Source organism: Rhodococcus sp. Eu-32 (assembly GCF_003336925.1).
In the GTDB taxonomy this organism is placed as follows: domain Bacteria; phylum Actinomycetota; class Actinomycetes; order Mycobacteriales; family Mycobacteriaceae; genus Rhodococcoides; species Rhodococcoides kyotonensis_B.
Window position 1 is genome coordinate 46,149 of the sequence record NZ_QGNK01000006.1, and the last position, 22,934, is coordinate 69,082.

Genomic DNA, 22,934 nt, shown 5'->3' on the forward strand with positions numbered 1-22,934 from the left:
CTCCTCCTGCCCGCTGATCGAGGACGGCAATCGTCCGCGATCGGTGCCATCATCTGAGCTATGCGGGAAACATCAGCACGACTGCTCAGATTGTTGTCGCTGCTCCAGACGCGTCGCGACTGGGCAGGCGCGGACCTCGCCGAGCGCCTGAACGTCACGCCGCGGACCGTGCGCCGCGACGTCGACAAGCTCCGCGAGATCGGCTACCCGGTCAACGCCACCTCGGGCGTCGGCGGCGGATATCAGCTGGGTGCGGGCGCCGAGATGCCCCCACTTCTTCTCGACGACGACGAAGCGCTCGCCGTCGCGTTCGGCCTGCAGAGCGCGGCCGGCGGGTCGGTCGCGGGCATCGGAGAGGCCTCGCTGCGGGCGCTGACCAAATTGCGCCAGGTGATGCCGTCGCGCATCCAACATCGACTCGACGCGTTGCGGATCGACGTCGTCGAGCGGCCCGCGCGCTCGGCCGTCGACGCGTCGGTTCTCGCGACCGTGGCGGGCGTCTGTCACAACCGTGAACGCCTGCGCTTCGACTACCGCAGGCACGACGGCACCGAAGCAAGGCGCGAGGTCGAGCCGTACAGCCTCGTGCGTGCCGGTGCCCGCTGGTATCTGCTCGGGTGGGACATCATGCGCGACGATTGGCGGTCCTTCCGCGTCGACCGAATGGACCCGAAGATCCCGACGGGTCCGCGGTTCACGCGTCGCGAGCTCCCCGACGGCGGTGCCGCGGCGTTCGTCGCGAAAGGAATCGACCACGCGTACACGCAGGTGAAAGCGCGAATCCTGTTGCACGCGGCCATCGAGACGATCGCGCCGATGGTCGACGAGTACTGGGGCACACTGGAATCCGGCACCGACGACACGTGCACGATCGTGTTGTCGGGCGATTCGCTGCAGTCGATCGCGCGGTGGCTGTACGCCTTCGACACCGATTTCACCGTCGTCGAACCCGCCGAACTGCGCGACGAGTGCCTGAAGGTCGCCGAGTGGCACAGCAGGGTGAGTGAGCGGTACCGCGCGAGCACCGCTTCCCCCGTCGGCATCGATGGTCCGTAGCGACTGTCTATCGGATGCCGCGTGACATCGATGCCGATCAGGTAGACGGGGTGACGCCGGCAAGACGCACGTACGCGGCCGCGTCGAGAGTCTCCCCACGCGCCGACGGGTCGATGCCCGCCGCACGCAGCCGACGCTCGGCTTCGACTGCCGACCCTGCCCAACCGGACAACGCCGCACGTAACGTCTTGCGCCGCTGCGCGAATGCCGCATCGACGACCGAGAACACGCGACGGCGATGTTCGTCGTCCATCGACCACGGCGGGTTCTCGTACCGGTCGATACGCACGAGCCCGGATTCGACCTTGGGCACCGGCCAGAACACCGAACGACCAACGGAGCCTGCACGTTTGACGGTGCCGAAGAAGTTGGCCTTGACGCTCGGGATGCCGTAGATCTTGCTGCCCGGGTCCGCGGCGAGACGGTCGGCGACCTCTGCCTGCACCATCACCAGCGCGGTGCGTAGCGACGGCAACTCCGAGAACAGGTGCAGCAGAACGGGAACCGCGACGTTGTACGGAAGGTTGGCCACCAGCGCGGACGGCTCGCCAGGAATGTCCGACGCACGCACCTTCATCGCGTCGGACAGAACGACGGTGAGCTGATCGGCCTGCGACGGCGCACGTTCGTCGGCAGTGATCGGCAACCGCGCGGCGAGTTTCGGGTCGATCTCGACGGCGACGACCGCGTCGGCGACATCGAGGAGTGCAAGCGTCAGCGATCCGAGACCGGGGCCGACTTCGAGAACGGTGTCGGCGCCACCGACGCCTGCCGACGCGACGATGCGACGCACGGTGTTGGCGTCGTGCACGAAGTTCTGTCCGAGCGTCTTGGTGGGACGGACGTCCAATTCTGCGGCGAGAGATCGCACTTCCGCGGGCCCGAGCAACGCCGCGGGTTCCCTCACATGTTCTGACACTTCGAAGACTGTACGCACCCGCTACCGGTAGCCGAGACGGCTGGTGCAAGCAGGCCACGCGCCCCAGCCCTGCGACTTCTGGGTGACCGACGCAATCGCGATCTGCTCCTCGCGCGTCGCGAGGTCGGCACGAGGCGCGTAGCGGAGGCCGCCCTGGCGCTCCCACGTGTTCTGGTCGAACTGCACGCCGCCGTAGAAACCGTTGCCGGTGTTGATGGCCCAGTTACCGGTGGCCTCGCACTGTGCGAGCGCATCCCAGATGGCACCGTTCTCGACGGGAGGGACTTCGGTGCCGGGTTTCGCGCCGACACGGACGACCTTCGGCTGCGCGGGGACCTTGACGTCCTCGGTGACCTTCTCGCGTCCGACTTCCTGGCCGTTGACGAGGTTGATGTTCCACGTGATGTCCGAGACGCCCGGCGAACCAGGGTTCTCGACGACGGTGCGGCTCATGTTCATCGTCGGATCCTCGATGCGCTGCTCGGGGGCTGCGACCTCGGTGGTCTCCGACTTGGTCTCGGTACGGTCGCGCGTGACGACGATCTGGGCACCCTCGGTGACCTTCTCGTCGGGACCCGGCGTCACGGTGTCGGCCTGCTCGAGCGGCATTCCCGCTTCCTCGAGGAACTCGCGCACGGTCGGCGCGGCCACGGTCAGAGGCGTCGGCGCCGCGGCACCGTCGACGACGGAGACCTCCTTCGGCGTCGCGACGTCGAGATTCGTTCCCTCGAGCGGCAGACGCTCACCGCGCGAGGCGGACACATGTACGTCCTCGGCGAGATCCATCTGTGACAACGCCTCGTCGACGGTCAGCGCCGTCGTCCAGATCTGCTCTTCCTGGCCGTCGACGGTCACGTTCAGCTCACGCGCGCGACGCAGGACGACGGTTTCGCCGTCGGATAGCTCGGTGTCACCGGCCGGGGCGACGAGATCCTTGTCACCCGGGGCGTAACCGGCGGCTTCCAACGCTCCGTTGACGTCGGACGTCATCGTGCTGAGCGAGATCAGTTCACCGTCGACGTCGATCGTCACCGTCTTGTGCCGTGCGACCGCGACAGCGCCGCCGACGATGAGAGTGGCCAGCAGTGCGGCGACTACCAGGTACAACGTGAGCGACCTGGTCGAATTCAGGCGGGTAATACCAGACAAAGCAATTCCTGGACTCGGGAGCGTTACCGTTTCGCGAAACGCCCGGCGGGGGGATCACGGTACGGTAACGAAAAGGTGGAGTTCCCGCAACCGAGGTGCGGCTACGCCACCCGTGCGCGCTTGGTTGGCCCAGGGTCCGACTGTTCACGCACGGGTGCGCAGCGCATACACCCGCTCGGCGTTCTCGGTGACGTGCGACGCCAGCTCGACAGGATCCTGGCCACGAATCTCCGCCAATGCCCGCGCCGTGTACGGCAGGCAGTACGACTCGTTGGGCGCACCCCGGAACGGGTGCGGCGTCAGGAACGGCGCATCGGTCTCGACGAGCAGTTGGCCGTCGGGAATCAGCACTGCCGCCTCACGCAGAGCGTGCGCGTTCTTGAAACTGACGGTTCCCGACAGACTGAGCACGTAGCCCGCGTCGATGCAGGCTCGCGCGATTTCGGGTCCCGACGAGAAGCAGTGGAAGATCACGGTCTCGGGAGCGCCTTCGTGCTTCAACACGGACAGCAGATCGTCGTCGGCCTCGCGGTTGTGGATCATCAGCGGCTTGCCGAGACGCTTCGCGAGATCGATGTGCCAGCGAAAGCCCTCGTGCTGCTCGTCGACGGTCGCGCAGCCGTCCAGCTTGCCCGGCCAGTAGTAGTCGAGACCGGTCTCCCCGACCGCGACGACGCGGGGATCGGAGGCCAACCGCTCGATCTCGGCCTTCACGGCGTCGTCGAGCACGTTGGCGCGAGTGGGATGAATGGCAACGGCCGCCCACACCCGCGGATCCCACTGGGCTGCGTCGACGGCGAACTGTGCGGCGGCCAGGTCGTCGGCCACGGTCACCACGCGTCCGACGCCGACGGACTCGGCGCGATCGAGAATCTCGGCCGTCGACGCGGCGTCGGTGGCACCGCACGCGTCGAGGTGTGTGTGCGCGTCGACGAGGCTGTGCAGCGGCTCGGGCAAAGGTGGCGCGGGACGTTCTCTTCTCACGCCGATAGAGTAGGCGCCACCATGACTGCGCCAGCTGATGCCTCACGGCCCACCTTCTACGTCACGACCGCGATCGCGTACCCGAACGGTGCCCCGCACATCGGGCATGCGTACGAGTACATCTCGACCGACGTCATCGCGCGCTTCAAGCGCCTCGACGGATTCGACGTCATGTTCCTGACGGGCACGGACGAGCACGGCCTGAAGATGCAGCAGACCGCAGTCAAGGAAGGCATCGACGTCCGCGACCTGGCAGCACGTAACTCGGATGTGTTCCAGGAGCTGGACAAGACGCTCGACATCTCCTACGACCGGTTCATCCGTACGACGGACGCCGATCATCTGGAGGCGAGCAAGGCCATCTGGACCAAGATGGTCGAGCGCGGAGACATCTATCTCGACACGTACGCGGGCTGGTACTCGGTGCGCGACGAGGCCTTCTACACCGAGGGTGAGACGACGGTCGTCGACGACGGATCGCGTGTCGCAACCGAGACGAAGACGCCCGTCGAGTGGACGGAGGAGTCCACCTACTTCTTCCGGCTGTCGGCCTATCAGGACAAGCTGCTGGAGCTGTACGAGACGCAGCCGGAGTTCATCGCACCTGCGACGCGTCGCAACGAGATCGTCAACTTCGTCAAGAGTGGACTGAAGGATCTGTCGATCTCTCGGACGACGTTCGACTGGGGCGTCCAGGTTCCGAACGACCCCGACCACGTCATGTACGTGTGGGTCGACGCGTTGACCAACTACCTCACCGGCGTCGGCTACCCCGATACGTCGTCGGAGAAGTTCCGAAAGTTCTGGCCCGCGAGCCTGCACATCATCGGTAAGGACATCACGCGGTTCCACACCGTGTTCTGGCCTGCGTTCCTGATGTCGGCGGGTATCGAGTTGCCGCAGCGTGTGTTCGTGCACGGCTTCCTGAACAACAAGGGCGAGAAGATGTCGAAGTCGGTCGGCAATGTCGTCGACCCGTTCGATCTGGTCGCCGAGTTCGGTCTGGATCCGCTGCGCTTCTTCCTGCTGCGCGAGGTGTCCTACGGCCAGGACGGCAGCTACAGCCCCGAGGCCATCGTGACGCGGATGAACGCGGACCTGTCGAACGAACTCGGCAACCTGGCCCAGCGGTCGCTGACCATGGTCGCGAAGAATCTCGAGGGCAAGGTTCCGACGCCCGGCGAGTTCACCGCGGACGACGAGGCTCTGCTGGCCCGCGCCGACGCGCTACTGGACATCTGCCGCAAGGAGTTCGACGTCCAGGCGCTGCATTCCGCACTAGAGGCGATCTGGTCGGTGCTCGGCGAGACCAACCGGTACTTCTCGCAGCAGGAACCGTGGGTGCTGCGCAAGACCGATCCGGCCCGCATGGCGACCGTCCTGTACGTGACGCTCGAGGTACTGCGCATCGTCGGCATTCTCGTGCAGCCGGTGATGCCCGGTTCGGCGGCGAAGATCCTCGAACAGCTCGGCAACCCGGCGCACCAGTTCAGCGACATCGCGACGCGCATCGTGCCCGGTGAGGCATTGCCCGCGCCGTCGCCGGTGTTCCCGAAGTACGAGTAGGCACTACGCGCCGTGCGTGCGAATGTGTAGCGGGCTATACATTCGCGCGCACGTGCGGCTACGCCGCCTTCTCCAACTCCTGCAGTGACGTCTCGAGATGCGTCAACATCCGCTGCAGATGCGGGACGCTACGACGACATCCGACGAGCCCGAAGTTGAGCGAATCCCCGTTGCTGGCGACGGTGATGTTGAGCGCCATGCCGTCGCACACGATCGATGCCGGGTAGATGCCGTCGAGACGTGCTCCGTTCCAGTACAGCTCCTTCGGCGAGCCCGGAACGTTGGAGATGATGACGTTGAACGGCGGCGGGGTGCTACGCACGAATCCCGGAACCGGACCGAACAGCAACGGCAGCATCGTCACGGCCCCGAATGCCAAGGACTCCAACGTGTTCAGCTCGCGCATCATGTCCTTGCCGCGCGTCGTCGATTCGGTGATGCACTGCAATCGGGTCATCGGGTCCGACTCGTGCGTGCCGAGATTGCACAGAATGGTCGTCACCGAGTTGCCTGCCGCGTCGCCCTCACCCGGCTTGCGCAGCGACACGGGAACCATTGCGATCAAAGGAGATTCAGGGAGCGCGTTCTCGCCGAGCAGGTAGGCACGTAGGGCGCCTGCACACATCGCCAGCACCACGTCGTTGAGCGTGATGTCCAATCCCTCTGCCACCGAACGCATTCGCTCGATCGACCACGTATCGGCGGCGAATCGTCTCGCACCACCGATCGGAACGTTGAACATCGTCCGCGGTGCGCGCAGCGGCAGCTGCGCACCTTCGTCACGCAACGCACGCAGTCCGATGCGCGCCGCGGCCGGGACGAAATCGAACATGTCCCCCGCGAGTCCGAGCCCCGTCGACAGACCTCCGGTGATCCGTTCGAGAGTCGACGGACTGCGACGCTGCGGCTTGCCGTCGAACAGGCTCGGGTCCCACGTCGCGACGCCGTTTCGGTCGTCCGGATCCTCGGTCAGCGTGTTCAGCATCAGCTTCAGAGCGGACACGCCGTCGACGAGCGAGTGGTGCACCTTGGTGTAGAGCGCGATCCTCCCGTCGGCCAACCCCTCGACGATGTGCAGCTCCCACATCGGACGGTATCTGTCAAGAGGCGTACTGTGGTGAAGAGAGAGGAATTGGAACAATTCTCGAATCCTCCCGGGAGACGGAAGAACCACGCGTCGTACGTGGTATTCGAAGTCGATGTCGGTCTCGCGAGACCACGCGAGTTTGCCGACGATGTCGACTGGCCTGCCTGGCCGTTTGCGGAACAAGTCGTGCACCTCACCGCCTGTGAACCTGCGGTGGATCTCGTCTGCGAGATCATGCGGTTCACCTGCGGGAACGAACAGTTGGAGACCCCCGACGTGCATCGGGTGCTCCCGCGATTCCGCGATCAGGAACATGGATTCGGTAACGGGCATCAGGGCCATGTGCGATCACCTTTACACCTAGTTTGCATAACGGTGTGACGTCGAACACGACTCTACGTTTAAAGGACCTAAGTCTCTGGTTATTGTCCGTTACCGATGGTCCTACGCAACTGCAGATCGGAGGCGAGCGCATGACAACGGTGCTCACCGCTACGCCAAGGCCGGGATTCACCCCGGCTACCCACACGTCGAGCCGGGCCGACATGCCCAGCGGAAGCCTGGCGTCGAAGGCACTCGCCGCGTATCTGCAGCACACGGTCCGTCCGTTTCTGTCCGTCTGGGCCAGGACGGCACATCTTCCGTGGCCGTTTCACGTGATCGATTACGCCGGACGGTTGGTTCCCCAGCTCAAGGGCACCAGGAGCCGACGCGTCGAACTCGCCGACTGTGGGGCGGAATGGGTCACCGCCGACGGCGTCTCCGAGGACAACGTCGTGCTCTACCTGCACGGAGGCGCGTTCGTCTGTTGCGGCATGAACACCCACCGCCGACTCGTCTCCCGTGTCTCGCAGAGCGCCGACGCGCCGGTTCTGTCGGTGGACTACCGCATGATGCCGAGAAACCCGATCTCACACGCGGTCGAAGACGGCGTCGACGGCTACCGTTACCTGCTTGCGGCCGGCTATCGGCCCGATCAGATCTTCATCGCAGGTGACTCCGCCGGCGGTTATCTGGCGTTCATGGTCGCGTTGGCTTTGCGGACCGTGAACCTGCCCAGACCTGCGGGCATCTTCGTCATGTCACCACTGACCGACATGGACCCGACGCGCAAGATCGAGCACGAGAACGCGCGGAAGTGTGCCGTGTTCCCGGCCGGTGCGGTTCCGGCGCTGACGGTGATGGCCGACCGGGTCGACGCGAAGATCGTCGTCGAGGGCAAGCGCGGGCCTCGCATCTCGCCGGTCGACGCCGATCTGACCGGTCTTCCGCCGGTATTGATCCAGGTCGGTTCGACCGAAATGGTTCTCGCCGACGCCGAACTCATGGCCATCCGCCTCGAGGAGGCGGGCGTCGAGTGCGAACTGCAGGTGTGGGACGAGCAAGTGCACGTCTTCCAGGCGGCCGATTTCCTGCCGGAGGCACGTCGGGCGATGATCGAGATCGGCGAGTTCGTGCGATCGCACTGCGCATTCGACGCCGCCCCGAGCACTGCGTGAGTAACGTTGCAACCATGGCAGTAACAGGAAACAAAGAGGTCGACATCGCGGCCGAACCCGCAGCTGTGCTCGAGGTTCTCGCCGACGTCGAAGGGTTGCCGTCGTGGTCGCCGGTCCACAAGAAGATCGAGGTCGTGGATCGGTACGACGACGGGAAGCCGCACCACGTCAAGATGGCCGTGTCGATCCTCGGTATCAACGACGATCAGGTCGTCGAATACACCTGGTCGGACGACAAGGTGTCGTGGGATCTCGTCGAAAGCTCGCAGCAGAAGGCGCAGCACGGCGAGTACACGCTGACGGCGACCGAGAAGGGCACGCACGTCGCGTTCTCGCTGACGGTCGACCCGAAGATCCCGGTGCCCGGTTTCCTCGTCAAGAAGGGCACCAAGACGGTGCTCGAAGCCGCGACCGAGGGGCTACGGCAGCAGGTCGTGGGTTAGACGTAGGTCCTGGTCATTCCGCAGGCTCCACTCCCGCCCTGGTGTAGATCTGGTCATTCCACAGGCTCCACTCCCGCCCGCGATGCGAGGACTGCCTCGTACAGTTCCCGCTTGCCGACGCCGTTCACCGCCAGCTGGGCGCACGCGTCCTTGAGCCGCATGCCCGACGCGACCAGCTCTTCGACGTCGTCGACCAGGTCCTCGGGGTTCTCGACGACGCGTTGCGCGCCGGCGAGAACCACGGTGATCTCGCCGCGGACCCCGTCGGCGGCCCACGTCGCGAGTTCGCCGAGGGTTCCACGCTTGACCTCTTCGTAGGTCTTGGTGAGCTCTCGGCAGACGGCGGCGCGTCGTTCGGAGCCGAGCACGGCGACCGCGTCGGCCAGGCACGCATCCAGACGATGCGGCGCCTCGAAGAACACGCACGCCCGCGGTTCGGTCTTCAGGGTCTCGAAGAACGCACGACGCTGGCCCTGTTTGCGCGGCGGGAAGCCGTCGAAACAGAAGCGTTCGACGGGCAGACCGGAGAGCGCAAGGGCCGTCGTCACCGCGGAGGGGCCAGGGAGGCACGTGACCGGCAGGTCGTTCTCGACGCACGCGGCGACGAGTCGATAGCCGGGATCGCTGACCGACGGCATGCCCGCATCGGTGACGAGAAGGACTTTCTTCCCTTCGCGGACGGCGTCGACGAGCATCGGCAGACGGTTGGACTCGACCTGGTCGTAGAAGCTGACCACCTTGCCGGTGATCGTCACCCCGAGCGCCGACGCCAACTGCTTGGTGCGACGCGTGTCCTCGGCCGCGACGACCTCGGCCGTCGCGAGCGCGTCGCGCAGTCGTGGCGACGCGTCGCCGACGTCGCCCATGGGGGTTGCGGCAAGGATCAGCATGCCTCCATCGTCCCGTATCGCGGCCCGCCGCCTACCATCGGCATGTGACCTTGTTGACCGAGCGGTACGTCGTCAGTCCCGGTCCGACGTCTCGGGCTGCCGATCTCTACCGCGACGTCGACCGCATGCGGGGTTGGATCGTCACACTGGTCATCACGGCCATCGCCGCCGTCACACGGTTCGCGATGCTGCGCTACCCGACCGACGCCGGCACTCCGGTGTTCGACGAGAAGCACTACGCGCCGCAAGGATGGCAGGTCCTCACCGGCGGCGGAATCGAGGACAACCCGGCGTACGGGCTCGTCGTGCACCCGCCCGTCGGCAAGCAGTTGATCGCGGTCGGCGAGGCGATCTTCGGCTACAACGGCTGGGGGTGGCGATTCTCGGCCGCGCTGCTCGGAACGTTGTTGGTGCTGATCGTGATTCGCACGGTGCGACGCTTGGCACGGTCGACTCTTGTAGGTGCGATCGCCGGAATCCTGCTGATCGTCGACGGAGTCACGTTCGTGTCGTCGCGCATCGGGATGCTCGACATCTTCCTGGCGTTCTTCGTCACCGCGGCGATGGGATGTCTCGTCGTGGACCGCGACGACGTACGCGCGCGCATGGCCAGGGCCCGACTCGAAGGACGCATCGACGCAAGCGAATTCGGCCCCCGACTCGGCGTGCGGTGGTGGAGGTTCGGCGCGGGCATACTGCTCGGACTCGCATGTGGCACCAAGTGGTCCGGCGTGTACTTCATCGCCTTCTTCGGACTGCTGTGTGTCGCTTTCGATCTCGCGGCCCGCCGCGCGAACGGTGTTCGACGCCCCTGGCTCGGCACTGCAGTGCGCGACATCGGTCCGGGCCTCTACGCACTCGTCGTGATCCCCGTATTCGTCTATTTGTGCACGTACGCAGGGTGGTTCGCGAGCGAGAACGGCGTCGATCGTCACGCCGTCGGAAATCAGATCGGGACGGGCGGGCCGTTCTCGTTCGTGCCGGGCGCGCTGCGGTCACTGTGGTACTACAGCGGCAACGTGCTGGACTTCCACTCCGGTCTGACGAACTCGGCCGGCAATCACCACCCGTGGGAATCGAAGCCGTGGACGTGGCCGATGGGTCTGCGGCCCATGCTGTACTACTTCGCCGACGGCGACACCGTCCAGGGCTGCTCGGCGGGGTCGTGCGTCAAAGCCATCATGTTGATCGGTACCCCGGCCATGTGGTGGCTCGCCGTCCCGATGCTGCTCTGGTGCATGTGGATGGTGTTCGTGCGACGCGACTGGCGCTTCGCCGTCGTGCTCACCGGTTACGCCGCGGGTTTTCTGCCGTGGTTCCTGACGCTCGATCGTCAGATGTATTACTTCTACGCCGTCGCCCTCGCGCCGTTCATGGTGATGGGCTTCGCGCTGATACTCGGGCAGATCATCGGATCGGCGCGTGCCTCGGCCGAACAGAGAGGCACCGGACTGCTGTTGGTGTGCCTCTACGTCGGCCTCGTCATCGCGAACTTCATCTGGTTGTGGCCCATCCTGACGGCCATGCCCATCACGCCCGAGATGTGGCAGCGGCAGTTGTGGCTGCCCAGTTGGCGCTAGCGCGCCACGTGCGCGCGAATGTACAGCGGGCTGTACATTCGCGCGCACGGGTGCGAAGCGCCTGTGCCGCAAGCGCTATGCGCGAGCTTTCGAGAAGCTCGTCTTACCGCCGAAGACACCGTCGAGGCTGAAGCGTCCGGCACCGACAGCCGCGAGCAACAGCGAGCCGACGCCCAGCGCGACGACGAGTTCGTAGCCACCCTCGGACACGAAGACTCCGAGGTCGTAGTGCACGAACGCGAACGCACCGACCATGTCGAGGAACAGCAGGATGCCGACGATCGGGGTGAAGATGCCGAGCAGAAGCGCGATGCCGCCGATCAGCTCGACGAACGTCGCGAAGTAGGCGGACACAGCAGGTAGCGGTACGCCCATTCCTTCGAATCCGGCTTTGGTGGCGTCGAGACCGTTGGTGTTGAGCTTCTGCCAACCGTGGGCGATGAAGACGATGCCCAGGCCGATCCGGGCAACCAGGGTGGCGAAGTCGCGGAAGATGGTCGAGTTCATGAGAATTCCTTCGGGCACGGCAACGGGACCCGACCACCCTGGCACATCGTTGTTGAAGCGTCAACCTCGACGGAGTGCTGTGTCGACGAGTTCTCTGATGCGATCGTCGTCCATTCCCAACGCGCGCAACTCCGCCACGTACGCGACGGCTGCGCGTGCGGCGTTGTCCTCGGTGGGGTCACCACCCGACGCGATGAAGGTTCCGAGCCGACCGCGTGCTTCGATGACGCCCTGGGCTTCGAGTTCCTTATACGCCTTCGCAACGGTGTGCGGCGCGATCTGCAATTCCTCGGCGAGACCGCGCACCGTCCCAATCTTGGTCTCCGCGATCAGTTCTCCGCTACGCACCTGGTCGAGAATCCCGGCGCGAAGTTGTTCGTACAGCGGGGTCTTCGACGCCGGGTCGATACGCACGTGCATACGGTGAACCTACGCCGGCTACACGCCCTTGACCGCATCCTCGACCGGGGTGTCCCCCGACGTCAACATCACGGTCTTCCCGATCGTCGACGGCGTTTCGAGCATCAGGGCGATGACGTGCGCGACGTCGGCACGCGGCACGGTTCCGCGCTCCAGCGGTGGTTCCGACAGCGTGACGTGCCCCGTCGGGTCGTCGTCGGTCAATCCGCCCGGTCGGACGATGGTCCAGTCCAGCTTCGTTCGCGCTTTCAAGTCCTCTTCGGCCGCGGTCTTGGCCGCGATGTAGGCCTTCCACGTGTCCTCGGCGTCGTCGGCGACGGGTTCGCCCGCGCCGAACGAGCTGACCTGAACGAACCGCTTCACGCCTGCCTTCTCGGCCGCGTCGGCCAGCAACACCGAGCCCGCCCGGTCGACGGTGTCCTTGCGTTCGACGCCTCCCGACGCTCCCGCGCCCGCGGCGAAGACGGCCGCGTCGGCGTCGTGCAACAGTGCGGCGACGTCGTCGACCGACGCGTGTTCGAGGTCGATGACCTCGGGCAACGCCCCCAAGGCCGCGACGGCATTGCTGTGGTCGGGATTTCGGATCAACGCCACCGCCCGATCGCCCTGCGCAGTCAGCACTTCGGCCAACTGCTGAGCGATTTTTCCGTGTCCTCCGGCAATCACTACTCGTCGATCAGTCATTCCCGACGCCTACCCGCCGGGCCCCGTGGACAAACAGTGGCAAGATCCACTGTCATGACCACCAGCGCGATCATTTACCACAACCCTCGCTGCAACACGTCCCGCACGGTTCTGAAGGCGATCCAGGAGGCAGGTATCGAGCCGACCGTCGTCAAGTACCTCGAGACACCGCCGACGAAGGACGGGCTGCGCAAGCTGCTCGACGACGCGGGCCTGACGCCGTCGCAGGCCATCCGCACGAAGGAAGCCGTCTACAGAGAACTGGGTCTTGCGGACGCGTCGGACGAAGAATTGATCGCCGCCATGGTCGACCACCCCATCCTCATCGAGCGTCCGATCGTGAAGACCGACAAGGGGACCGTGCTCGCGCGGCCTGCGGACAGGGTGCAGGACGTCTTGTGAGTGCGAATGTATAGCGGGCTACACATTCGCACTCACGGGGGGCGAAGCCGCACTGTCCCGCGCAATCGGGCACGACATACAGCGCGGCCCACCTCGACCGGACCCGAGTTCCGACCCGCTGATCGTCAACACCTCGATTCCCGACGCGGCCAGCCGGGCATTCGTCTCCACGTTCCGCTCGTAGGCGACGACGACGCCCGGCGCTAGCGCGAGGGTGTTGTTCCCGTCGTCCCACTGCTCGCGTTCGGCGGTGACGTGGTCGAGTCCGGTGTCGATGACGCGGAGCTTCTCTATGCCCATCGCGTCGGCGGCGGCGGCGAGGAACGGGTCGGCGCCGCGGATGCGGACGCCATGGCCTTCCTTTCGAATCGTGAACGCGGACAACGCGTCTCGGATAGCCGGGTACATGACGACGGCGTCGGTGTCGACCATCGTGCACACGGTGTCCAGATGCATGGACGCACGCTCCTGCGCGATGGGCACCACCAGCACCGTGTGCGCCAGATCGTCCTCGAAGAGGCTGCGCGCCAACGCTTCCGCGCCCGCAGGCGTCGTCCGCTCGCCGACGCCGACGGCCACCACACCCGGCGCCAGCAGCAGCACGTCGCCGCCCTCGACCGGCGCGGTGCGCGACTCGTACGCCCGACGCACCCCGAGAAAACGCGGATGGAACGCGTAGATCAGATCCGTCAGCGACGTCTCCCGCAACCGAGCGGGCAGCGCGAGCGACGTGATGGCCACCCGGTTGCGGATCCAGAACGACGAATCCCGCGTGAACAACAGATTCGGCAGCGGATCGATGACGAAGTCGGCGCCGTGATGCATACGTCGCACCAACGAGGATCCACCCACCTCGGGCACCCCGGTCTCGGCAGCGAGCAGTTCGTCGAACGTCATGCCGGCCATCAGGACCTTGGCCAGCTCGGGGGCAGGAACGCCGCGAAGGTGAACGCTGAGGTCCTGCGCAAGAGCCCGGCCCAGTTTGCGCTCGTCGACCGCGGCAGAGATTCCCTGCATGCGCGCGGCACCGCTCGCCGTCAACGTCTCGGTGAGCAGATCCGACAACAACAGCACCTCGACGCCTCGGCCCCGCAGGAGTTCCGCGAACGCGTCGTGCTCCTCCTGCGCCCGGTCGACCCACGGCACACCGTCGAACAGCAGTTGGTCGTTGTTGCGAGGGGTGAGGCGGCGCAACTCGTCGCCCGGTCGATGCAACATGACGGTGCGCAGCGTGCCGACCTCGGAATCGGCGCCCAGTCGATCAGTCATCGTTCAATGATGCGCCTTCCGACCGCTGCGTACTCTCGTCACCATGCCGATGCCCGAATGGAACGTCCGCGAACTCACCCCGGGACAACTTTCAGATCGCAGCGGAGTTGCCGTGTCGGCGCTGCATTTCTACGAGAAGCAAGGGTTGATCAGCAGCAGACGGACGTCGGGCAACCAGCGTCGCTACCCGCGCGAGACGCTCCGGCGTGTCGCGTTCATCCGCATCTCGCAGAAGGTCGGCATTCCGTTGGCCGAGATTCGCGACGCCCTCGCCGAGCTTCCGGAGGAGCGCACGCCGACGAAGCGAGATTGGGCCCGGCTGTCGGGCCGCTGGCACGACGACCTCGAACATCGCATCGCGCAATTGATTCGGCTGCGCGACGACCTGACCGGCTGCATCGGCTGTGGCTGCCTCTCGCTGACCAGCTGCACTCTCGCGAATCCGCAGGACCAGTTGGCGCAATCCGGACCGGGCGCACGTCGACTCGATGTGGATCTATAGCAGTTTGCTGAACTGATCGTTCGCCTTCTGCAGCACGAACTCGTACGGCGGCGCGAATTTCCGAGCCCACCAGTACCCGAACCTGATGTCGTTCGACGAGTACACGAGATAACGGTTCTTGTAGATGCCCTTCAGAATGGCATCGGCCACCTTGTCCGGTGTGACAGCACGCTTTTCGAAGCGGTGCTGCAGCTTCTTCACCCGCGGATCGTCGCGGTCCACGCCCGCGATCTCGACGGTGTCGACGAGCCCGGTCTTCACCCCTCCCGGCACGACGAGGCTGACGCCGATGCCGTGCCGCTTCATGTCGTACCGCAACACTTCCGACGCACCGCGCAGACCGTACTTGCTCGCACTGTAGGCCGCGTGCCACGGCAACGGAATGAGTCCGGCCGCCGACGACACGTTGACCAGATGCCCACCGCGTCCGGCGTGGATCATCGGTGGCAGGAAGTTCTCCATCACGTGGATCGGGCCCATGAGGTTGACGTCGACCATGGACTTCCACTGCCGATGCTCGAGATTTTCGACGGTCCCCCACGCCGACACTCCCGCGACGTTCATGACGACATCGAGGCTGCCCGCCGCGTCGTGCACCTCGGCCGCGAACGCGGTGACGGCGTCGTAGTCGGAGACGTCGAACGCCTGCGACATCGCTGCGGCGTTGCCGACGGCCGCGACCGTGTCCTTCAGCGAAGCCTCGTTGATATCGGTCAGATACAGCTCGGCGCCCTCGTTCGCGGCGGCAAGCGCGGTGGCACGGCCGATCCCACTGCCCGCCCCGGTGATGAACGTCTTCTTTCCGCGTAGATTCGTGATGGTCATCGGGTGCTGGTCCCCCCACATTCGAAGATCGATTCCCTACTGCACGATACGCGGCAGGCACGCGGCACCACCGGAGGTTTCATGGCAATCGTCTCGAAGGGGTTCCACGGCAAGCGCCGCGGCAACGACGGTCGTACCCCACCTGGTCAACATCTGACGACGGATTTCCCTGTGCTGTCGGTCGGTCCGACGCCGCGGGTCACGACGGACCGCTGGGAATTCGCGATCGTCACCGAGCGGGGCGAGAAGCATCGGTGGAACTGGCAGCAGATGCGCGCGCTGCCGAACGAGAAGCCGGTGGTGGACATTCATTGTGTGACGACGTGGTCCAAGCTCGACACTCGTTGGCGCGGCGTGTCGCTCGACACGTTGTTGGATGGAATCGACACTGCGGCAACGCATGTCATGGCAAGCAGCTACGACGGTTACACCACCAACCTCCCGTTGACCGAATTGCGCGGTGGCAGAGCGTGGCTCGCGTTCGAATACGACGGCGCGCCGCTGCGGCCCGAACATGGCGGTCCTGCACGACTTCTCGTGCCACACCTGTACTTCTGGAAGTCCGCCAAGTGGGTGAGCACGCTGACGCTGATGGTGCGCGACGAGCCCGGGTTCTGGGAACGCAACGGCTATCACGACTACGGAGATCCATGGCAGGAGCAGCGGTATCAGGGAGACTGAACGCGTGAACTGGCTCGTCGCTACCCTGACCGACAGAACGACCGAAACGCCCACCTCGACCACACTGACGTTCGATGTCGACGGGTGGCCCGGCCATCGGCCCGGCCAGCACGTGGATGTCCGCCTCACCGCCGAGGACGGCTACAGCGCGCAGCGCAGCTACTCGATGGCAACACCCGCCGACGGCAGTACCGTCGTGCTCACCGTTCAGACCGTCGACGACGGCGAGGTCTCGCCGTACCTCGCCGACGTGCTGGAGGTCGGCGCACAGGTCGAACTGAAGGGGCCGATCGGAGGCTGGTTCGTCTGGGACGAGGCCGACGACGCGCCGGTGCTGTTGATCGCAGGCGGGTCCGGCATCGTGCCGTTGATGGCGATGATCAGAGCGCGTCGCCGAAGCGGTTCCACCGCACCGTTCCGACTGATCTACTCGGTGCGCTCACCCGCGGAGGTGATGTACGCGTCGGAACTCAGGGCGATGAACGGCACAGTGGAAGTTGCCATCCGCTACACGCGTGAGGACCCGAACGGCCATCCGGGACGGCTCACTCCCGACGCGATCGCATCGGGCGGCTGGTCACCGGACATCGCCCCGCGGTGTTTCGTCTGCGGCCCGACAGGGTTTGTCGAGATGGTCGCCGACGTCCTCGTGACGCAGGGACATATGCCGTTCAGGGTCAAGACCGAGCGTTTCGGCCCGGTCGGAATCGCACGCTAGAGCCGCCTGCTCATCTCTTCTCGATACTCGGCGACAGTCCGTTCGATGCTGTCCGCGTCCTGGTCGGCGCCGCGCTTGCGGGCGTCGTCGGCACGGCTCTGAAGTGTGCCGATTGCCTTGCGGAGTTCGGCGTCGGACATCCTGTGATTCACTGCTGTGTGCTCCATGTCACACAGTGTCCGCCCGACGCCGACTCCCCGCAAGGAGCATGGGAACTAGGCGTCGACGGGCGACGTCGCCATCTCGGCGGGCACGAAGCTGGACAGGCTGCGAGCCGCGAATTCCCGGAAGTATCCGAGCTTGTTCGGCGGCACGAGCGACGGCAGCACGGTGTGCCAGACCTTCTCCATGCGCGACGGTGCCGTCTCGAGCGTCGACTGAGCCTCGGACACCATCAGCACGCCGGCGAGCATCTCGCAGACGAGCAGTGCGGCATTGGAGGAGTCGAGGTGATCGGCGACGTCACCGTGTTCGATGGCACGGTCGAAGAGGTGCTCGAAGATGTTCCCCCACGTTCCGAACACGCTGCCCCGCGCGGTCTCGGACCCGTCGATCTCCATCTGCAAGCGGTACATGACGCGCACGAGGGGGTCGGAGGCAGCCAGTTCGAGCACCGAGTACGAGATGCCGATGACCGATTCGAGAGCAGGCGAGCGGCTGTCGACCAAACCCGCGCATGCCGTCGAGACGCGCTCGTGTCCCTCGTCGACGATCGCCTTGGCCAGCTCTTCCTTGGACGCGAAATGGAAATACAGCGCGCCCTTGGTGACACCGGACTGCGCGGACACCTGACTCAATGTCGCATTTGCATGACCTACAACTTCGAGAAAGAGATCGGCTGCCGCGCGCAGCGCTGCCGCACGTGTCGCTTCTGCCCTCAATTGCCTAACCATGTAGCTTCACCCCTGCTCAGTTGCCTGTTTGACACCGACGCCGACCAGCTGTGATCAGTGGTGGCCTGGGCGAATCCGTGGGCTCGATCTTCGCCGCACCTACCGTCTGTCCGGTTGCGCGAGATAATACTAACTGCAACGAACCACTCTTCGTGATCCAGAAGTGACATTCGGTCGGCATAATCGCCGCTTCACATAACGATCGAAATAAAAAGTTCCACTTCGCCGGAATTTGTAACGACCTCGATGTCCTCTTTGTACGCGCGGAATATCGCACCCGATTCCGTCGCTTCCTCTGCCTGCGCCCACACGTCCTGGATCGGGTCGCGCAGGGTGCCACTCGGAGAGAAGACGGCGTACACGCCGCTCGGAACCTCGACGAAAACGTCACCGATGGGCACGTCGCCGGGAGACAGATGCTTGACCGCCACGACCGCGTTGTAGACGCCGTGCGCGTCGGGCACGAAGACGGTGCTGACCACGATGTCGTCGGCCGAACGCTCGCGGATGCGCTCACGGAGGAAACGGATCAACTCGCTGTTGCTCACCTCGGCGCCGGGGGTGATACGTGGCGCGACCAGGCCGCCGAACAATTCCGCGGACCGCGCGGTCACTCGGTGCGTCACGCCTTGAATCCTGTCTGCTCGATCGACAGGTACAGATCGATCTTGTACGCGTGCGGGTAGTACTCGTAGTCCGCGGTGAAGGTGCGCGTGATCTCGCCCTCCTCCTCCGCGTGGTCGATCTGCTTCCACAATCGCGTCATGATGTCGGGAAAGTGGCCGACGGACGAGAACTTCGCGTACTTGGCGCGCGGAACCTTGGCGACGAGATGCCCACGCGTCACCTGGCTCAGCGCAGAACACCGATAGCCGACGATCTGCGTGTTGTACGAACCGATTCCGGGCGCGAAGTCCGTGTAGATCGACGCGAGCGGTCCCGGAATCTCCTGGTTCAACACCGACGACCACGCCGCATCCAAATTCGGATCGTTGAGTCTTCCCAGCGCCCGCTTGGGGCTACGAACCGGAAGACCGGCGACCCACGTTTCCTCGAGGTCGACAATCTCGAAAGCCATTCACACTCCACGTAGCGGCCAGTTGCGTACTTCTGACGAATGCTACCGGGATGCTCACCCCGTCGTTCCCTTCACCCGCGCGATGTCACCGTGGTCTACTTGGCCAGCGACTTTCTCGTGTGCATCCGGCATCTACAGGAGAACGACGATGGGTCAGACGGCGAAGCTCCTCTCCCGATGGCCGGTCTTCACCGTCGTCGCACTCGCGGTCGCGGCCCTGCTTCTCGGCGCGTTCGGTGGCACCTACCAAGGCAAGCTCGGCGAGGTACAGAAGAACGACAACGCGTCGTACCTTCCGGGGTCGGCCGAATCCACCGTCGTCGCGAACGAGTCGACGGCATTCCTGTCGGTTCAATCCATCCCCGGATTCGTCCTGTTCGATCGCGATTCCGGACTGACCGACGACGACAAGCGCGCGATCGAGGACGCGCGTCGGCAGATCTCGGGCACCGACGGGGTCGACGGCAAGGGCATGACGCCACCCCAGTACTCCGCGGACGGACAGACCGCCGCGCTGTACGTACCGCTGGTGGCCAAGGCCGACGGCGTCGACGTCAGCGGCGACGCCCTGGCCGCCACCGAGGAAGCCGTCGTCGACACTGCGCGTGGGGCCGTCCCCGACGGCGTCGACGTCCTTCCGGCCGGCCCCGGTGGCCTGCTCGTCGCGTTCATCGACGCGTTCGCCGGGCTCGACGGGGCCCTGCTCGGTGCGGCACTACTGGTCGTCGTGCTGATCTTGCTGGTGGTCTATCGCTCGCCCGTGCTCTGGGTCTTTCCGATCCTGTCGGCTGTGCTTGCGGTCGGGTTGGCGTCGGTGATCATCTACTACTTGGCCAAGCACGACGTCCTGACGCTGACGGGCCAGAGCCAGGGCATTCTCTTCGTCCTCGTGATCGGCGCGGGGACCGACTACGCGCTGCTGCTGATCGCGCGGTATCGAGAGGAACTACACGCGCATCCGAGCAGGTTCGACGCGATGGCCAGGGCGTGGAAGGAGTCGGCGCCTGCGATTCTCGCGTCGGCGGGAACGGTGATCATCGGCCTGCTGTGCCTGATGTTCTCCGAGTTGAACTCGAACAAGAGCCTCGGACCCGTCGCGGCGATCGGCATCGCGTGCACCGTCCTGGTGATGATGACGTTCCTGCCGGTCGCACTGTCCCTGTGCGGCCGGTGGGTGTTCTGGCCTCGCCGCCCCGACGTCGACGACAGGACCGACCTCGCGACGCATGGGCTGTGGGGACGCGTCGCCGGCGCGGTCGAACGCAGGCACCGGCCGGCATGGATCGGCGCGACGGTTCTGCTTCTACTGTGCCTCGTGGGCATCACCAGCCTCGACACCGACGGTTTGACGACGACCGAGAACTTCACCAACGAGCCGGAGGCCGTCGTCGGTCAGCAGTTGTACACGTCGAAGTTCGACCCAGGCACCGGCGCGCCCGCAGTGATCGTCACCTCCCAGGATTCGGCCGACGACGTCATTCGTGCCGCAGAACGCACTCAGGGCGTGGCGCAGGAACCCGGATCCGTTTGCGTACAAGTCGATTTCGCGAAGCTGACCGATCTGATCGCGACGGTCGGTCCGGCAGCACTGGCCGGCCAGAGGGGGTGTCCGCCCCCGACCCTGCAGGTTCAACCGGTCGACGGACGAATTCTGATCAACGCGACGCTCGCCGACGCGCCCGATTCCCCCGCGGCCTTGGACACCGTCGAACGACTGCGGGCGAATCTCCACGGGATCGACGACACTCTCGTGGGCGGCAATTCGGCCGCGACGGTCGACGTGCAGGCGGCGTCGGTGCACGACCGCAATCTGATCATTCCCATCGTGCTCGTCGTCATCTTCGTCGTGCTGTCGATCCTGTTGCGCGCGTTGTTGATTCCGTTGATTCTCATCGCGACGGTCGTGCTGTCGTTCGCGGCGACTCTCGGCGTCAGCGGTTGGATGTTCTCGCACGTGTTCCACTTCGCGGGCGCGGACCAGTCGTTCCCGTTGTTCGCGTTCGTCTTTCTCGTCGCACTCGGCATCGACTACAACATCTTCCTGATGACGCGTGTGCGCGAGGAGACCCTCGGGCACGGCACGCGACCCGGCATCCTTCGCGGACTCGCGGTGACGGGTGGTGTGATCACGTCTGCGGGCGTCGTCCTGGCGGCGACGTTCGCCGTGCTCGGGGTACTCCCGCTCGTCTTTCTCGCTGAGATCGGGTTCGCAGTGGCATTCGGCGTTCTGCTGGACACCATCGTCGTGCGCAGCATTCTGGTGCCCGCGCTGTCCTACGACATCGGCCGGACGATCTGGTGGCCGTCGGCGTTGGCTCGTCGCGCGTCGCGCTAGCCCTGGGACACACCACCAGAGGTTCTTTTCGGCGTAGTGCTATCTCCCAATCGACAAGAATTCATCCGAAAACCTCTTACGCAGTCTTCTTTGGTCCGGTATCAATACCTGTGGTTGGCAGCAATCCAGGGCACAACCAGTTCACATGCTTCATCCACTGAAACAAGGGGTTTTCCGAAATGGATCTCGCAACCTTCATCTCCAGCATCCTGTCCACCGACAGCACCACGGGAAGCTCTGCTTCCGACATTCCTCTGATCGAGCTCCTCGGCGCCCTCGGATCGGGATCCGCTTCCTGATCTTCCGCACTGAACGCAGTAAGGCCCGGTCGACGCCTGTCGACCGGGCCTTACTGTTGGGGTGGAGCTGAGGGGAATCGAACCCCTGACCTTCTCGATGCGAACGAGACGCGCTACCAACTGCGCCACAGCCCCTCGCGGTCGGTGAACCGCGCTGCGCAACAGTACCAAAGCACTGCTCGATCCACGAAATTCGGGGTCGCCTTCGTCGACGTAGCGACGGCACTCCTACCGGAATCACGCCCCCGATGCGCGGCGGATGTCGTCGTGCACCGGAGCGGACTGCTGGAACGGCTCCTCGTAGTGATCGAGGTGGTCGAATTGCGGGTCCTCGTCGTCGATTTCGAGAACGACAGCACCCGGCCGGCGCAGTCGCTGCGGCACGAGCCTGAGTTCCTCGTCGGTGCGGGACTCGACGCCGAGGCGCGATCGACCCATCCGGTTCATGCGCCGTCGGCGGATCTCCTGCTCGATCTGCACCTGGCGACGGAGGTAGTACATGTATCCGGCGAGGGCGACGACGGTCAGTCCGCACACCCACCACAACATCGACGAGACGATGACGGCCAGCGCACCCGACGCGATGATCGCGAAAACCAGTCCGAGAACGGCACGTTGACGGAACGAGTATCTGGCGGCCCGGGCGATCGCGTCGGCTTCGGGGTCGAATCCACCGCGTCCGCGACGGTTCGGAACGTAGGCACGCTCGTCCACGTCGTCCCGATCGGTGTCCTCGGCTTCTGCGTGAGTGTCCATCGGGTCCTCCGCGTCGATTCTCGGTACGTTGCGCCCGAAGACGACGCTCGCGGGCGCCGACACTCGCTCGTCGTATTCGGGTCGCCAATCTGGGTCGCTCGCATGCCCTACGGCGGGACCGCGGGCGGGCTTCTTGCTGCCGCCGCGATGCAAAACCCGCGTGGCGAGCGCCGCATCGGACGTCTGCATGATGCGCGGCCGCTTGCTCATCATCATCGGGAGCAGCACGAACAGCCAGATGGCGACCAGACCGATCCAGATGATCGAGTTGGGCATTCCGGCGTTCCTTCCTGTTCGTCGGCTGCGACAACGGTGACCTGATCAGGCTAGGCGGCTACACCGGCGGAACCGGGTAGACGCGCCGACCAGAACTACACTCACGTCACTTTAGT

Annotated in this window: 25 protein-coding genes and 1 tRNA gene; 10 read left to right on the forward strand and 16 right to left on the reverse strand. The window is 65.1% G+C overall.

Annotated elements, in window-relative coordinates:
* Positions 1 to 60 precede the first annotated feature (60 nt).
* Positions 61 to 1,056, forward strand: a complete 996-nt coding sequence (locus DK926_RS09085; protein ID WP_114330155.1) for a YafY family protein — start codon at positions 61 to 63, stop codon at positions 1,054 to 1,056.
* Between the two features lie 37 nt (positions 1,057 to 1,093).
* Here the strand turns inward: DK926_RS09085 and rsmA are convergent, their stop codons facing one another.
* The 3 genes from rsmA to DK926_RS09100 all read right to left on the reverse strand — a co-directional run bounded on the left by rsmA (position 1,094) and on the right by DK926_RS09100 (position 4,108).
* Positions 1,094 to 1,975 carry a 16S rRNA (adenine(1518)-N(6)/adenine(1519)-N(6))-dimethyltransferase RsmA gene (gene rsmA / locus DK926_RS09090; RefSeq protein ID WP_114330156.1) on the reverse strand — a complete coding sequence of 294 codons (882 nt, stop codon included), beginning with the start codon at positions 1,973 to 1,975 and terminating at the stop codon, positions 1,094 to 1,096.
* A gap of 21 nt (positions 1,976 to 1,996) precedes the next feature.
* Complete coding sequence (locus tag DK926_RS09095) at positions 1,997 to 3,124, reverse strand: resuscitation-promoting factor (RefSeq protein WP_114330157.1); 1,128 nt, start codon at positions 3,122 to 3,124, stop codon at positions 1,997 to 1,999.
* A gap of 144 nt (positions 3,125 to 3,268) precedes the next feature.
* Entirely contained in the window at positions 3,269 to 4,108 is an 840-nt protein-coding gene (locus DK926_RS09100; protein ID WP_165839543.1) for a TatD family hydrolase, read from the reverse strand.
* A gap of 21 nt (positions 4,109 to 4,129) precedes the next feature.
* Between DK926_RS09100 and metG the strand changes: the two genes are divergently transcribed.
* On the forward strand, positions 4,130 to 5,674 hold the full coding sequence (metG, locus tag DK926_RS09105) for a methionine--tRNA ligase (RefSeq protein WP_068423947.1): 1,545 nt from the start codon (positions 4,130 to 4,132) through the stop codon (positions 5,672 to 5,674).
* A gap of 58 nt (positions 5,675 to 5,732) precedes the next feature.
* Here metG and DK926_RS09110 read toward each other — a convergent pair whose 3' ends face one another.
* The gene (locus tag DK926_RS09110; protein WP_114330159.1) at positions 5,733 to 7,103 is read right to left on the reverse strand and encodes a wax ester/triacylglycerol synthase family O-acyltransferase; all 1,371 of its coding nucleotides are present in this window, start codon (positions 7,101 to 7,103) and stop codon (positions 5,733 to 5,735) included.
* Between the two features lie 131 nt (positions 7,104 to 7,234).
* On the opposite strand from DK926_RS09110, the gene DK926_RS09115 reads away from it, so the two are divergent.
* On the forward strand, positions 7,235 to 8,260 hold the full coding sequence (locus DK926_RS09115) for an alpha/beta hydrolase (protein WP_068423943.1): 1,026 nt from the start codon (positions 7,235 to 7,237) through the stop codon (positions 8,258 to 8,260).
* A 14-nt stretch (positions 8,261 to 8,274) separates the two neighbouring features.
* Positions 8,275 to 8,703 carry an SRPBCC family protein gene (locus DK926_RS09120; RefSeq protein ID WP_068424035.1) on the forward strand — a complete coding sequence of 143 codons (429 nt, stop codon included), beginning with the start codon at positions 8,275 to 8,277 and terminating at the stop codon, positions 8,701 to 8,703.
* A gap of 53 nt (positions 8,704 to 8,756) precedes the next feature.
* Here the strand turns inward: DK926_RS09120 and rsmI are convergent, their stop codons facing one another.
* Positions 8,757 to 9,593, reverse strand: a complete 837-nt coding sequence (rsmI, locus tag DK926_RS09125; protein ID WP_114330160.1) for a 16S rRNA (cytidine(1402)-2'-O)-methyltransferase — start codon at positions 9,591 to 9,593, stop codon at positions 8,757 to 8,759.
* A gap of 125 nt (positions 9,594 to 9,718) precedes the next feature.
* Between rsmI and DK926_RS09130 the strand changes: the two genes are divergently transcribed.
* Positions 9,719 to 11,173, forward strand: a complete 1,455-nt coding sequence (locus tag DK926_RS09130; RefSeq protein WP_165839552.1) for a phospholipid carrier-dependent glycosyltransferase — start codon at positions 9,719 to 9,721, stop codon at positions 11,171 to 11,173.
* Between the two features lie 75 nt (positions 11,174 to 11,248).
* Here DK926_RS09130 and DK926_RS09135 read toward each other — a convergent pair whose 3' ends face one another.
* From DK926_RS09135 to DK926_RS09145, 3 genes are read right to left on the reverse strand one after another with little or no spacing between them, the layout of a single operon-like run.
* The gene (locus tag DK926_RS09135; protein WP_114330302.1) at positions 11,249 to 11,680 is read right to left on the reverse strand and encodes a DoxX family protein; all 432 of its coding nucleotides are present in this window, start codon (positions 11,678 to 11,680) and stop codon (positions 11,249 to 11,251) included.
* A 60-nt stretch (positions 11,681 to 11,740) separates the two neighbouring features.
* Positions 11,741 to 12,100 (reverse strand): GntR family transcriptional regulator, encoded by a 360-nt coding sequence (locus DK926_RS09140; RefSeq protein WP_114330162.1) that lies wholly within the window; start codon positions 12,098 to 12,100, stop codon positions 11,741 to 11,743.
* 18 nt (positions 12,101 to 12,118) lie between these two features.
* Positions 12,119 to 12,784: an NAD(P)H-binding protein gene (locus DK926_RS09145; protein ID WP_165839544.1), complete on the reverse strand. Its 666-nt coding sequence runs from the start codon at positions 12,782 to 12,784 to the stop codon at positions 12,119 to 12,121.
* 54 nt (positions 12,785 to 12,838) lie between these two features.
* On the opposite strand from DK926_RS09145, the gene arsC reads away from it, so the two are divergent.
* A complete protein-coding gene (arsC, locus tag DK926_RS09150) occupies positions 12,839 to 13,186 on the forward strand; it encodes an arsenate reductase (glutaredoxin) (RefSeq protein ID WP_114330164.1) in 348 nt (115 codons plus the stop codon).
* Between the two features lie 18 nt (positions 13,187 to 13,204).
* On the opposite strand, the gene arcA is transcribed toward arsC, so the two are convergent.
* Positions 13,205 to 14,455, reverse strand: coding sequence for an arginine deiminase (gene arcA / locus DK926_RS09155; RefSeq protein ID WP_114330165.1), 1,251 nt, complete (start codon positions 14,453 to 14,455; stop codon positions 13,205 to 13,207).
* Positions 14,456 to 14,498: 43 nt separating this feature from the next.
* Between arcA and soxR the strand changes: the two genes are divergently transcribed.
* The gene (gene soxR / locus DK926_RS09160; protein WP_114330166.1) at positions 14,499 to 14,957 is read left to right on the forward strand and encodes a redox-sensitive transcriptional activator SoxR; all 459 of its coding nucleotides are present in this window, start codon (positions 14,499 to 14,501) and stop codon (positions 14,955 to 14,957) included.
* Here the strand turns inward: soxR and DK926_RS09165 are convergent.
* On the reverse strand, positions 14,952 to 15,782 hold the full coding sequence (locus DK926_RS09165; protein WP_114330167.1) for an SDR family oxidoreductase: 831 nt from the start codon (positions 15,780 to 15,782) through the stop codon (positions 14,952 to 14,954). The genes soxR and DK926_RS09165 overlap by 6 nt on opposite strands.
* Positions 15,783 to 15,863: 81 nt before the next feature.
* Between DK926_RS09165 and DK926_RS09170 the strand changes: the two genes are divergently transcribed.
* Positions 15,864 to 16,463 carry a sulfite oxidase-like oxidoreductase gene (locus tag DK926_RS09170; RefSeq protein WP_114330303.1) on the forward strand — a complete coding sequence of 200 codons (600 nt, stop codon included), beginning with the start codon at positions 15,864 to 15,866 and terminating at the stop codon, positions 16,461 to 16,463.
* Positions 16,464 to 16,467: 4 nt separating this feature from the next.
* On the forward strand, positions 16,468 to 17,181 hold the full coding sequence (locus DK926_RS09175) for a ferredoxin reductase (RefSeq protein ID WP_114330168.1): 714 nt from the start codon (positions 16,468 to 16,470) through the stop codon (positions 17,179 to 17,181).
* Here the strand turns inward: DK926_RS09175 and DK926_RS26640 are convergent.
* The 4 genes from DK926_RS26640 to DK926_RS09190 form a co-directional block, all read right to left on the reverse strand.
* Positions 17,178 to 17,348 carry a hypothetical protein gene (locus tag DK926_RS26640; RefSeq protein ID WP_165839545.1) on the reverse strand — a complete coding sequence of 57 codons (171 nt, stop codon included), beginning with the start codon at positions 17,346 to 17,348 and terminating at the stop codon, positions 17,178 to 17,180. The genes DK926_RS09175 and DK926_RS26640 overlap by 4 nt on opposite strands.
* 48 nt (positions 17,349 to 17,396) lie before the next feature.
* Positions 17,397 to 18,062, reverse strand: coding sequence for a ScbR family autoregulator-binding transcription factor (locus DK926_RS09180; protein ID WP_243636727.1), 666 nt, complete (start codon positions 18,060 to 18,062; stop codon positions 17,397 to 17,399).
* 203 nt (positions 18,063 to 18,265) lie between these two features.
* Complete coding sequence (locus tag DK926_RS09185) at positions 18,266 to 18,700, reverse strand: effector binding domain-containing protein (RefSeq protein ID WP_068423920.1); 435 nt, start codon at positions 18,698 to 18,700, stop codon at positions 18,266 to 18,268.
* Positions 18,697 to 19,152 carry an effector binding domain-containing protein gene (locus DK926_RS09190; protein ID WP_114330169.1) on the reverse strand — a complete coding sequence of 152 codons (456 nt, stop codon included), beginning with the start codon at positions 19,150 to 19,152 and terminating at the stop codon, positions 18,697 to 18,699. The genes DK926_RS09185 and DK926_RS09190 overlap by 4 nt, the downstream gene beginning before the upstream one ends.
* 148 nt (positions 19,153 to 19,300) lie before the next feature.
* On the opposite strand from DK926_RS09190, the gene DK926_RS09195 reads away from it, so the two are divergent.
* Positions 19,301 to 21,487: an MMPL family transporter gene (locus DK926_RS09195; protein WP_114330170.1), complete on the forward strand. Its 2,187-nt coding sequence runs from the start codon at positions 19,301 to 19,303 to the stop codon at positions 21,485 to 21,487.
* Between the two features lie 361 nt (positions 21,488 to 21,848).
* On the opposite strand, the gene DK926_RS09200 is transcribed toward DK926_RS09195, so the two are convergent.
* Together DK926_RS09200 and glpR are read right to left on the reverse strand one after the other, a co-directional pair.
* A tRNA-Ala gene (locus DK926_RS09200) sits at positions 21,849 to 21,921 on the reverse strand.
* Between the two features lie 102 nt (positions 21,922 to 22,023).
* Positions 22,024 to 22,818, reverse strand: a complete 795-nt coding sequence (gene glpR, locus DK926_RS09205) for a gephyrin-like molybdotransferase receptor GlpR (protein WP_114330171.1) — start codon at positions 22,816 to 22,818, stop codon at positions 22,024 to 22,026.
* Positions 22,819 to 22,934 lie beyond the last annotated feature (116 nt).

Coding starts and splice junctions, on each gene's coding strand:
- DK926_RS09085 (WP_114330155.1), top strand. CDS start 61: ATGCGGGAAACATCAGCACGACTGCTCAGATTGTTGTCGCTGCTCCAG.
- metG (WP_068423947.1), top strand. CDS start 4,130: ATGACTGCGCCAGCTGATGCCTCACGGCCCACCTTCTACGTCACGACC.
- DK926_RS09110 (WP_114330159.1), bottom strand. CDS start 7,103: ATGGCCCTGATGCCCGTTACCGAATCCATGTTCCTGATCGCGGAATCG.
- DK926_RS09115 (WP_068423943.1), top strand. CDS start 7,235: ATGACAACGGTGCTCACCGCTACGCCAAGGCCGGGATTCACCCCGGCT.
- DK926_RS09120 (WP_068424035.1), top strand. CDS start 8,275: ATGGCAGTAACAGGAAACAAAGAGGTCGACATCGCGGCCGAACCCGCA.
- rsmI (WP_114330160.1), bottom strand. CDS start 9,593: ATGCTGATCCTTGCCGCAACCCCCATGGGCGACGTCGGCGACGCGTCG.
- DK926_RS09130 (WP_165839552.1), top strand. CDS start 9,719: ATGCGGGGTTGGATCGTCACACTGGTCATCACGGCCATCGCCGCCGTC.
- DK926_RS09135 (WP_114330302.1), bottom strand. CDS start 11,680: ATGAACTCGACCATCTTCCGCGACTTCGCCACCCTGGTTGCCCGGATC.
- DK926_RS09140 (WP_114330162.1), bottom strand. CDS start 12,100: ATGCACGTGCGTATCGACCCGGCGTCGAAGACCCCGCTGTACGAACAA.
- DK926_RS09145 (WP_165839544.1), bottom strand. CDS start 12,784: ATGACTGATCGACGAGTAGTGATTGCCGGAGGACACGGAAAAATCGCT.
- arsC (WP_114330164.1), top strand. CDS start 12,839: ATGACCACCAGCGCGATCATTTACCACAACCCTCGCTGCAACACGTCC.
- arcA (WP_114330165.1), bottom strand. CDS start 14,455: ATGACTGATCGACTGGGCGCCGATTCCGAGGTCGGCACGCTGCGCACC.
- soxR (WP_114330166.1), top strand. CDS start 14,499: ATGCCGATGCCCGAATGGAACGTCCGCGAACTCACCCCGGGACAACTT.
- DK926_RS09165 (WP_114330167.1), bottom strand. CDS start 15,782: ATGACCATCACGAATCTACGCGGAAAGAAGACGTTCATCACCGGGGCG.
- DK926_RS09170 (WP_114330303.1), top strand. CDS start 15,864: ATGGCAATCGTCTCGAAGGGGTTCCACGGCAAGCGCCGCGGCAACGAC.
- DK926_RS26640 (WP_165839545.1), bottom strand. CDS start 17,348: ATGGAGCACACAGCAGTGAATCACAGGATGTCCGACGCCGAACTCCGC.
- DK926_RS09190 (WP_114330169.1), bottom strand. CDS start 19,152: ATGGCTTTCGAGATTGTCGACCTCGAGGAAACGTGGGTCGCCGGTCTT.
- DK926_RS09195 (WP_114330170.1), top strand. CDS start 19,301: ATGGGTCAGACGGCGAAGCTCCTCTCCCGATGGCCGGTCTTCACCGTC.
- glpR (WP_114330171.1), bottom strand. CDS start 22,818: ATGCCCAACTCGATCATCTGGATCGGTCTGGTCGCCATCTGGCTGTTC.